General features: G+C 67.7%; 8 protein-coding genes. 5 read left to right on the top strand and 3 right to left on the bottom strand.

All coding sequences use genetic code 11. The features are described 5' to 3' along the window. Both ACIQ67_RS17245 and ACIQ67_RS17240 read right to left on the bottom strand, forming a co-directional pair. On the bottom strand, positions 1–1,325 hold a 1,325-nt coding region (locus ACIQ67_RS17245; RefSeq protein ID WP_397535611.1), incomplete at its 3' end, for a HAMP domain-containing protein. A 167-nt stretch (positions 1,326–1,492) separates the two neighbouring features. Beyond that, positions 1,493–2,572 (bottom strand): GGDEF domain-containing protein, encoded by a 1,080-nt coding sequence (locus ACIQ67_RS17240; protein WP_397535610.1) that lies wholly within the window; start codon positions 2,570–2,572, stop codon positions 1,493–1,495. A gap of 212 nt (positions 2,573–2,784) precedes the next feature. Here ACIQ67_RS17240 and ACIQ67_RS17235 point away from each other — a divergent pair, with 212 nt between their 5' ends. From ACIQ67_RS17235 to ACIQ67_RS17220, 4 genes are all read left to right on the top strand, one after another. After that, a complete protein-coding gene (locus tag ACIQ67_RS17235) occupies positions 2,785–3,894 on the top strand; it encodes an ABC transporter substrate-binding protein (protein ID WP_397535609.1) in 1,110 nt (369 codons plus the stop codon). 181 nt (positions 3,895–4,075) lie between these two features. Then, on the top strand, positions 4,076–4,984 hold the full coding sequence (locus ACIQ67_RS17230; protein WP_397535608.1) for a DMT family transporter: 909 nt from the start codon (positions 4,076–4,078) through the stop codon (positions 4,982–4,984). A gap of 10 nt (positions 4,985–4,994) precedes the next feature. Next, positions 4,995–5,783: an SDR family oxidoreductase gene (locus ACIQ67_RS17225; RefSeq protein ID WP_397535607.1), complete on the top strand. Its 789-nt coding sequence runs from the start codon at positions 4,995–4,997 to the stop codon at positions 5,781–5,783. Between the two features lie 61 nt (positions 5,784–5,844). Continuing rightward, positions 5,845–8,265 (top strand): penicillin acylase family protein, encoded by a 2,421-nt coding sequence (locus ACIQ67_RS17220; RefSeq protein ID WP_397535606.1) that lies wholly within the window; start codon positions 5,845–5,847, stop codon positions 8,263–8,265. Here ACIQ67_RS17220 and ACIQ67_RS17215 read toward each other — a convergent pair. Then, positions 8,234–9,145, bottom strand: a complete 912-nt coding sequence (locus ACIQ67_RS17215) for a DMT family transporter (RefSeq protein ID WP_397535605.1) — start codon at positions 9,143–9,145, stop codon at positions 8,234–8,236. The genes ACIQ67_RS17220 and ACIQ67_RS17215 overlap by 32 nt on opposite strands. A gap of 112 nt (positions 9,146–9,257) precedes the next feature. Here ACIQ67_RS17215 and ACIQ67_RS17210 point away from each other — a divergent pair, with 112 nt between their 5' ends. After that, positions 9,258–10,253 (top strand): quinone oxidoreductase family protein, encoded by a 996-nt coding sequence (locus tag ACIQ67_RS17210; RefSeq protein ID WP_397535604.1) that lies wholly within the window; start codon positions 9,258–9,260, stop codon positions 10,251–10,253. The last annotated feature ends 105 nt before the right edge of the window (positions 10,254–10,358 follow it).

The following is a 10,358-nucleotide window of genomic DNA, read 5'->3' as shown; positions in this document are numbered from 1 at the left end:
CGCAGCTCAGCCTGTCCATCGGCCAGGAGGCTGCAGCTGACGCGAACGCTGCCCTGTTCACGGTCTTCAAAGCCATGCACCAGCGCGTTGATCAGCAGATTGGTCAGGACCTGCCCCAAGGCGCCAGGGTAGGAGTTCATCGTGATGCCCGCCTGCAACTCGGTCTTGATCGAGAAGGGCGTGTGCTTGAAGCTGGGCTCCACCATCACCAGCACATCCTCGATCACCTGGGCCAGTTCGAAGTCGCGCCGGGTGTCGCTGGTCTGGTCGATGGCCACCTGCTTGAAGTCGCGCACGAGGTCGGCCGCCTTGCGCACATTGCGCTGCAGGATGTCCTGACCTCGGCGTGTGTCCTTGACCAGTTCTTCGAGCACGCTGCGACGCATCGGTGTGGCGCTGGACAGCATCTCGTCGAGTGCGGCCCAGCGGTCTTCCAGTGCCGAGACCACGGTCAGCGCATTGCCCAGCGGCGTGTTGAGTTCATGCGCGACGCCGGCCACCAGGCGGCCCAGCGAGGCGAGTTTCTCTGACTCCACCAACTCGCGTTGCGCGGTCTTCAGATTGGCCAGGGCGTGGGTGAGTTCCGTATTGGCCGAGGTCAGCTCTGCAGTCCGCTCGGCGACCTGATACTCCAATGTGCTGGCATGCTGGCGCAGCTCCTCGAAAGCCTTGAGAAGCGCGATCCGCATCCGCTCCATCGCTTCGCCCACCCGCGCGATCTCATCGCCGCCCTGGGTGATCAAGGGCTCGTCCAGCTTGCCGACGGCCAGCCTTGCAGCCGCCTGGCTGAGGCGGGCCATAGGCTGCAGCACGCGGCGCTGCAGCACGAGCAGGATCAGCGCCAGTGACAGCGTCAGCGTCAAGGCACTGCGCCACAGGGTCCGGATCAGGTCGGCGCGCCGTCGCTCCAGCAGCGGGGCGGCGGTCACCTCGACGGTCAGGGTGGCAATCTCGCGGCCATCACGCAGCACCGGGCGCGACAGGCTGAGGAGCAGCGCCGGATCGACGGCACCCTCCGTGCGTTTCTCCAGAAAGGGCTTGGACGCCGCTGTCTCGTTGATCAGCACCGAGACGAAGCGCGGATCGTCGAACTGCGCGTCGATCATGGGCTGTGCCAATTCGGGCGAGACCTGCCAGATGGGCTCCGACAGCGACAGCGAGAGCACTTCGACCACGCGGTTCAGGTCGCGCTGCAGGTCTTCCATCGCGACCCTGTGGGTCAGGTTGCTTTCGTAGATCAGCAGGCTGCCGGTCGGCACGATCAGACCGAGGCCAAGTGCCAGCGCCACAGCGGCGCGCAGAGAGGTCTGGGGCAGCTTCAGCATGGTGCCTTTCCCATCGGCGGGTTGAGGCTACAGCCAGCAGAATCGTCCAGAAGGATGTCAGCCATGCGCCGCATTATGGGTCGGAAATCGGACGTGGCCCAAGGTCTGCGCTTCAATCCATGGGAAAGGCGCGCGTCATGGCTGGCCGCACCGGCCGGATACTGCGATCAGGCTGCCAGACGCCTGCCTGGTTCGGGCGGTAGCGGTGCGGCCAGAACCGAGACGCGATTGCGTCCCTCGTGCTTGGCGGCGTAGAGGGCCCGGTCGGCCCGCTTCATGAAGTCCTGACCGCTTTCAGTCGCGCCGAGTTGCGTGACGCCCAGGGAGATGGTGACCTTCCCGCCATCGAACCCGGCGCTGCTCAGATCCTGTGCTGCGATCTGCTCGCGCATCTGCTCGGCCAGCATCATGGCCTCGTGCAGGCCGGCGCTGGGCATCAACACGGCAAACTCTTCGCCACCGACGCGGGCCGCCAGATGGTGGCTGTGCGCCACGCTCTTGAGCCTGTGCGCGACCTGTCGCAGCACCTCGTCGCCCAGGGCGTGGCCGTGCGTGTCGTTGATACGTTTGAAGTGATCGATGTCGCTGAGGATGAGGCAGGGGCCGGTCGGCGTGCCGGCCTCGTCGCTGGACAGAACTTGCTGCAGGCTGCGATCGAAGGCGCGGCGGTTCGCCAGACCTGTCAATGCGTCGATCAGGGCCTCGCCGCGCGCTTGCTGCACCTCCTTGCGCAGCGATGCGATCTCTTGCTGGCTGCGGTCAAGGCGCTGGCGCAGGCGGCTCATGTGTTCGCGCATCTCGCGCGTGCCGGCCAGCAGCTCGCGCAGCGGCATCGAGCTGGCGGCTGCGCCCAGCTGCTGGACCCAGATGTCCAATGAATCGCCGAAGCGTTCGCTCGCGCTGCCGGCCTCTAACGCCGAGTCCGACATGTCCCCCAGCACCTGAGCCAGACCCTCGCTGAGGCGTCGGGCGACTTGCTCATCCAAGGCCGGTTTGCTGTCGATATGTCGGGTGTAGAGGCTGCGCGTGTCGAACTCGTCCAGGGTTTGGCCCCGTTCGGTCAAGACCTGGACTTCGCGGCTCAGATCAGGGTTGTGTCCGCTCACATGCTCGTACCAAATCGCATAGCTGAGGGGATGCAGCGCGGCGCGCTGGCGGGTCATCAAGGGCAAGGCCTGCCTCAGGTACTCCGCACTCTTCACAACACTGTCTTGGTAACGCATGCGAACTCCAACGACGATCTTCATCAGGGACTTGTATTGGCCGAGCTTAGGCTGGATTTAGTTGAATTGATGAAAGTGATTTGAATACTCGGCCGGCTCGTCAAAAATTCACACTCTGTTGCCGGGCTTGCGCGCAGGATGCTCCGGCATCTCTTCTCTGCCACAGTCCGGCAAGAAGGCTTTGCCACAATGCGGCCGAGTGATGGCGGCACCGGTCGCCTGGCGAGGTTTCAATCATGCGCATGCGTTCACTGTGGGTGGCAGCGGTCTGCAGCCTGGGTCTGATGGTTCCGGCCTGGGCCCAGATCAAGATCGGCCAGACGGCGGGCTTCAGCGGTCCGGTGGCGGCCGGCGTGAAGGAGATCACCGATGGCGCCAAGCTCTACTTCGACGCCGTCAACGCGCGCGGCGGTGTGGGCGGGCAGAAGATCGAGCTGATCTCGCTCGACGACAAGTTCGATCCCAAGTTGGCTGCGGCCAACGCCGAGAAGCTGATCGGGCAGGGCGTGCTGGCCTTGTTCCTGACGCGCGGCACCCCGCACACCGAAGCTGTGCTGCCGCTGCTGGCCCAGCACCGTCTGGCTCTGGTGGCGCCGTCCACCGGCGCGATGCTGCTGCATGAGCCGGTGAACAAGCACGTCTTCAATGTGCGCGCGACCTACCAACGCGAGGCCGAGCGAGCGATTCAGCACCTGGTGGCCACCGGGGTCACCCGCATTGCCTTGCTGCATGTCGACGACAGTTTTGGCACCGATTCGGCGGCCGGTGCGCTCAGAGGACTGCAGCAGGCCAAGCTGCAGGCCGTGGCGCAGCTGACTTTTCCGCGCGTCAAGCCGGAGCTCGGTCCCTTGATCGCGCAGGTGGTCAAGGCGGACACCCAGGCGGTGCTCTTCATCGGCACCGGCGATGCTGTCAGCTCCGGGCTGAAACTGTTGCGGGCGGCTGGTTCCAGTGCGCAACTGCTGACCTTGTCAAACAATGCCTCTTCGGGCTTCATCAAGCAGCTTGGCGAGCAGGCGCGAGGCGTCGTGATCAGCCAGGTCTTTCCTTCCGAGCGCTCGATGGGAACGCCGATGGTGCGCGAAGCGCGCGAACTGGCCGCAGCAGCGGGTCGCGCCGAGCTGACCCCTGCCAATCTGGAAGGCTTTGCCGCCGCCAAGGTCTTGGTCACGGCGCTTGGCAAGGCCGGCAAGGAGCCCAGCCGGGCCAGCTTGCTGAAGGCGCTGGACGGCCTGGGCAAGATCGACCTCGGCGGGCTCGAGCTCAGCTTCAGTCCGAATGACCACACCGGTCTGGACTACGCCGACCTCTCCATCGTCGGCCCCGACGGCAAGTTCTGGCGCTGAGCCAGGGCGTCGGACAAGCCCTGCGGCTTGTCCGACGCCTGGCGAAGGGCTGCCCATGTCCTGCATGGGCAGCGCGGCCTGCAAGGCTGAGCCAGGGCCGATTACAAGCGCAGCAGGCCAGGGCGACCTGCGGTCACCGCGTACCTCCGCACCGGCATGGCCTCCCTAGAATGGTCAGCCCATGACCGCCGCCCGCGCCGCCCCCGATTCCTCACCGCTCTGGCCCGGCCTGCTGCTCGCCGGTGGCGGTGCGATTGCGTTTTCGGGCAAGGCCATCATCGTGAAGCTGGCCTACCGCCACGGCGTTGACGCCGTCACGCTGATCATGCTGCGCATGCTGTTTGCGCTGCCCTTGTTTCTGCTGCTGTCCTGGTGGGCCGGGCGGGGCAAGCCGCCGCTGACGCGGCGTGACTGGCTGGTGTTGCTGGGCCTGGGCTTCTCGGGCTATTACCTGGCCAGCTTTCTGGACTTCGCCGGCCTGGCCTATATCAGCGCCAGCTTCGAGCGCCTGATCCTCTATCTCAACCCGACCCTGGTGCTGGGTTTGGGCTGGCTGCTCTTCAAGCGCCGGGTCACCGGGCGGCAACTGCTTGCCTTGGCGATCAGCTATGCCGGCGTGCTGCTGGTGTTCGGGCAGGAGTTGAAGCTGCAGGGTTCCGACGTGGTGCTGGGAGCAGCGCTGGTGTTCGGCAGCGCGGTGAGCTATGCGGTCTACCTTGTCTACAGCGGCGAGGAGGTCAAGCGCCTGGGCGCCTTGCGCCTGACCGGTCTGGCCACCAGCATCGCCTGCGTGCTGTGCATCGGGCAGTTCTTGCTGCTGCGGCCGCTGGATTCGCTGGCGACGTTGGCGCCCGAGGTCTTGTGGCTTTCGCTGCTGAACGCGACCGCCTGCACCTTTGCCCCGGTTCTGATGGTGATGATGGCGATCGAGCGGCTGGGTGCCACGCTGGCGGCACAGACCGGCATGATCGGCCCGATGTCGACGATTCTGATGGGCGTGTGGCTGCTCGGCGAGCCCTTCACGCCCTGGGTTGCCGCCGGTACCGCGCTGGTGCTGGCTGGCGTGTGGCTGCTGACGCGATGGAGATGAGGTAAGTACGATGGACATGGGACTTCAAGGGCGCTGGGCGCTGGTGTGCGCGGCCAGCAAAGGCTTGGGGCGCGGCTGCGCCGAGGCGCTGGCCGCCGAGGGCGTCAATGTGGTGATCACCGCGCGCGGTGAAGAAGCGCTGCAGGCCACGGCAGCGGCCATCCGCGCGGCCTACCCCGGTGTCGAGGTGCGCACCGTGGCGGGCGACATCACGACGGCCGAGGGCCGTGCTGCCGCGCTGGCAGCCTGCCCGCAGGTGGACATCCTGGTCAACAACGCCGGCGGGCCGCCGCCCGGCGACTTCCGCCAATGGGGCCGCGATGAGTGGATCGCCGCGCTGGACGCCAATATGCTGACGCCGATCGAATTGATCAAGGCCACGGTGGATGGCATGTCGGCGCGCGGCTTCGGCCGCATTGTCAACATCACCTCGGGCGCGGTGAAAGCGCCGATCGATGTGCTGGGCCTGTCCAATGGCGCACGTTCCGGCCTGACCGGCTTTGTGGCCGGTATCGCGCGCCAGAGCGCCATTGCCGGCCGCAATGTGACGATCAACAACCTGCTGCCGGGCGCGTTCGACACCGAGCGCCTGCAGAAGACCATGGCGGCCGGTGCTGCCAAGACCGGCGCCTCGGCGGATGAAATGGCTGCCAAGCGCCGGGCGGGCATTCCGGCCCAGCGCTTTGGCACGGCCGCCGAGTTCGGTGCGATCTGCGCAATGCTGTGCAGCGCGCAGGCCGGCTATCTGACCGGTCAGAACATCCTGCTGGACGGCGGCGCCTACCCGGGAACCTTCTGAGTCCGCGGCGCGCCGTGCGCCTGCACAATCCCCGCGTTGACACGCTGGCGGGGGAGTGCGCATGGCTCGCAGGAGGATATGGAAATGGTCGCGGCTTCTTGGCCTGACGCTGCTGCTGCTCGTCTTGCTGGTGTTTGGGGTGGCGACGCTGGGCTTGCGCGCCAGCCTGCCCCAGTACGAGGGCCAGCGCGTGCTGCCAGGCCTGAGCGCCGGGGTGGAGCTGAGCCGCGATGAGCACGGCTACCTGAGCGTTGAAGCGGCCAGCCGCGCGGATGCTGCGCGGGCGCTGGGTTTTGCCCATGCGCAGGAGCGCTTCTTCCAGATGGACTTGCTGCGGCGCAATGCCGCGGGTGAGCTTTCGGCGCTGGTTGGCGCCAAGGCGCTGGCGCTGGACAAGTCGCGCCGGCTGCATCGTTTCCGCAGCCGGGCCGAGGCGGCACTGGTCGCCCTACCGGCCGCGCACCGCGAGCTCCTGCAAGCCTATGCTGAGGGCGTCAATGCCGGACTGGCCGCGCTGGCGTCCCGGCCGCCCGAGTACTGGTTGCTACGCCAGTCACCCAAGCCCTGGCAACCCGGCGACTCCTTGCTGGTGGTGCTCAGCATGTATCTGGATTTGCAGGCATCGCAGGGCCGCGACGACCTGGCGATGCAGGCTCTGCATGAACTGGTCGGTCCGGATTGGTATGCCTTCCTGACCCAGCACAGCGCCGACTGGCAGGCTACGCTGGATGGCAGTCAGGCGCAGCCGCTGCCCGTGCCTGACGCGCTGTGGCCCGAGGTGCTGCGCCGCGCGAAGACTGCAGGGCTCGGCCCTGTCGACGCCGGCGATGCTGACGGAAGCCATCGCGACCGTGGCAGCAACAACTTCGCAGTCGCCGGCAGCCTCAGCAGCGATGGCGGCGGTGCAGCCATCGTCGCCGACGATATGCACCTGGGCCTGCGCGTGCCGGGCACCTGGTTCAAGGCCAGCCTGTCCTGGCGGGACGGCGCGGGCCAGCTGCGCCGTGTGGCCGGGGTCACGCTGCCGGGCACGCCGGCTGTGGTCGCCGGCAGCAATGGGCGCATTGCTTGGGGCTTCACCAACAGCACGGCCGACTGGGCCGATGTGGTCAAGCTGCGATTGAGCGCCGATGGCCAGCGCTATCTCGGCCCCAAGGGCGAACAGCCCTTGAAGCGTCACGTCGAGCGCATCGAACTGGCCGACGGCAGCAGCGTCGAGCATGAGGTGCGCGAGACCGAGTGGGGGCCGGTGCTGGACGCGCCTTTCGCGCAGTACGCATTGCGCTGGGTCGCGCATGCGCCCGAGGGCCTGAACATGCGTACGCTCGATCTTGAATCGGCAGACAGCGCCGAGCAGGCGCTGCGGCTGGCCCGCGGCGCCGGCATGCCAGCGCAGAACCTGGTGGTGGGCGATGCACAGGGCCGCATCGGCTGGACCTTGATCGCGGCGATCCCGAAGCGCCGGCTGGACAGCCTGGACCTGCCGCAGGACTGGAGCGATGGTCGCCAGGGCTGGGTCGGCTGGCTGTCGCCGGACGACCCGGCCTGGCCCACCGTCTTGCAGCCGGCGGACGGGCGGCTTTGGACGGCCAATGCGCGGGTGGTCGGTGGCGCGGCGCTGGCATTGATCGGCGACGGCGGCTACGACCTGGGCGCACGCGGGCAGCAGATCCGCGACGGACTGCTGGCCCGGCAGCGCTTCGACGAAGCGGCGCTGCACGAGATCCAGCTGGATCACCGCGCGCTGTTTCTGCAGCGTTGGCGCCGGCTGCTGCTCGACGAGGTGCTGACGCCGGACTTCGTGCGTCAGCATGGCCTGGCCGAGTATCGCGAGGCCATCGAGCGCAGCGCCGACGCGGCCGCGCCAGAAGCCGTGGGCTACCGCTTGCTGCGCGCCTGGCGCGAGCGGGTGCTGGAGCGCCTGTTTGCGCCGCTGGCGGCCCAGCTGGAAACCCGCCAGCTCAAGCTGCAGGATCTGAAGCTCGCGACCGAAACGCCCGGCTGGGCCTTGCTGAAGTCGCGCCGCGCCGATGCCTTGCCTTCAGGCACGGCCTCCTGGCCGGCGCTGCTGCAACAGGCGGTGCTGGACAGCCGCGAGGCCCTGCTGAAAACCACACCGGACGGCCGCATCGCCTCACTGAGCTGGGGCGAGCAGAACCGCGCGGCCATCCGCCATCCGCTGAGCAGCGCGCTGCCGGCGTGGCTCGCCGCTTGGCTGGACATGCCCGACACACCGCTGGCGGGCGACCGCCACATGCCGCGGGTGCAACTGCGCGTGCATGGGCAGTCACAGCGCATGGTGGTGGCGCCGGGGCGCGAGGCCCAGGGGATTCTGGCGGTGCCGGGCGGGCAGAGCGGCCACCCGCTGTCGCCCTACTATCGTGCGGATCATGAGGCCTGGTTGCGCGCGGATCCCATGCCCTTTCTGCCCGGGCCTGCGGTGCAGACGCTCAGGCTCGACGCCGCGCCGACGACACGGTGATCCCCAGCACGATCAGCGCGAAGGCCGCGCCGTGGTACCAGGCCGGCCATTCGCCCAGCAGGGCCGCCGACATCAGCGCCGCGAACACCGGCGTGAGGTTGCCGAAGAAGGCCGCCACGGTCGGGCCGGCCTGCGCCACGCCCAGGCCCCAGCAGCGGTAGGCGATCAACGAGGGGCCAAGCGCCACGAACAGCAGCGTGGCGGCAAGACCTGGCCCCCAGTGCACGGCCTGCGGGGTGTAGAGCTGCTCCAGGCCGGCCATGCTGCCGGCAAAGGCCAGCCCGAACAGGGTCTGGGCCAGCAGCATCTCGGCCCAGCCCCAGTCGGGCCGCTGCTCGCCCTGCATATGGGCCGGCGGTCGGGCCAGCAGCCAGCTGTAGAGCGCCCAGGTGAAGACAGCCAGCAGCATCAGCAGGTCGCCAGGCACGAATTGCACACGCGCCAGCGTGCTCAAGTCGCCGCGCGCGATCACCAGCAGAACACCTGACAGCGAGAGCAGGGCGCCGATGATCTGCTGGCGAGTCGGGCGCACGCCGTACACCAGGGCACCGATGGCCAGCATCCAGACCGGCAGGCTGGCGGCGATCAGCGTCACATTGAGTGCACTGGAGCTGCGCAGCGCCTGGTACTGCAGCGCGTTGTAGCAGCCCATGCCGAGAAAACCGATCAGCGCGAAATAGCGCCAGCGCGACAGCAGTGGGCGCAGATCGCCCAGCAGACGGCGCCCCAGCGGCAGCAGGATCAGCAGGGCAATGCTCCACCGCAGCGAGTTCAGCAGCAGCGGCGGCACGCTGCCCGCAATCAGGCGGCCGACTACCGCATTACCGGCCCACATCAGCGGCGGAAGAGTCAGCAGCAGGGCAAGGCGCGGAGTCAGCATGGGGGTCGCGTTGGCAAGGGCAGCAGCAAGAAGGACAAGCGGCGAGACCGACAAAGATCGGCAAAGGCTGGCACGATAGCGGAAAAGCCCTTTTTGCATTGAAGGAGACACGATGACGCGTCGCGAGCAAGCCATACAGATCGCACAGCCCGGAGCTGCCGAGGCCATGCAGGTGGTCGAGGTCCAGGTTGGGGAGCCTGGGCCGGGAGAGATCCGCATCCGCCACAAGGCCCTGGGACTGAACTACATCGATGTCTATCACCGCAGCGGCGCCTACCCGCTGCCCTTGCCGGCTTCGCTCGGCATGGAGGCCTCGGGCGTGATCGAGGCGGTGGGCGAGGGCGTCACGCATCTGAAGGTCGGCGACCGTGCCGCCTATGCCAGCCAGCCGCCCGGTGCCTATTGCACGGCCCGCGTGATGCCGGCCCGCTGCGTGGTGCGATTGCCGGACGGTATCGACTTCGACACCGGCGCGGCCATGATGCTCAAGGGCCTGACGGCGCAGTACCTGCTGCGCCGAACCTTGCCGCAAGGCGGGCTGGCGGCGGGTGACTTCGTGCTGTTCCATGCAGCCGCGGGTGGCGTTGGCCTGATCGCCTGCCAATGGGCCAAGGCGCTGGGGCTGCGCCTGATCGCAACGGCAGGCTCGGACGATAAATGCGCGCTGGCGCTGGCCCATGGCGCCGCGCTCGCGATCAATTACCGGCGTGAGGACTTTGCCGCCCGCGTGCGCGAGATCACCGGCGGCGCTGGCGTCAAGGTGGTCTACGACTCAGTGGGCCTGGACACCTGGGAGGGTTCGCTGAACTGCCTGTCGCCCTTCGGCCTGATGGTCAGCTACGGCAATGCCTCGGGCTTTGTGCCGCCGCTGTCGCTGGGCACGCTGGCGGCCAAGGGATCGCTCTACGTGACGCGGCCGACGCTGTTCACGCACCTGGCCACGCGCGAGTCCACGCAGGCCATGGCGGACGAGTTGTTCGGCGTGGTCGTCGGCGGTCAGGTGAAGATCGTCATCGAGCAGCGCTACCAGGGCCTGGGCGCGGTGGTACAGGCGCACCGCGACCTGGAAGCGCGCACGACGACCGGTTCAGGCGTCGTGCTGCTCTGAAGCCTTGTCTGCTTCGGCCTCTGAAGAGGCCGGCGCAGCGGCCGGCGCCCGCTCCAGCACCAGCTCGAAACTGAAGCAGCTGCCGGTGCCGGGCTGGCTTTCCAC

Origin of the sequence: Roseateles sp., from assembly GCF_044373315.1 — a bacterium.
In the GTDB taxonomy this organism is placed as follows: domain Bacteria; phylum Pseudomonadota; class Gammaproteobacteria; order Burkholderiales; family Burkholderiaceae_C; genus JACDQM01.
This window is presented reverse-complemented; position numbering and strand designations above follow the sequence as displayed.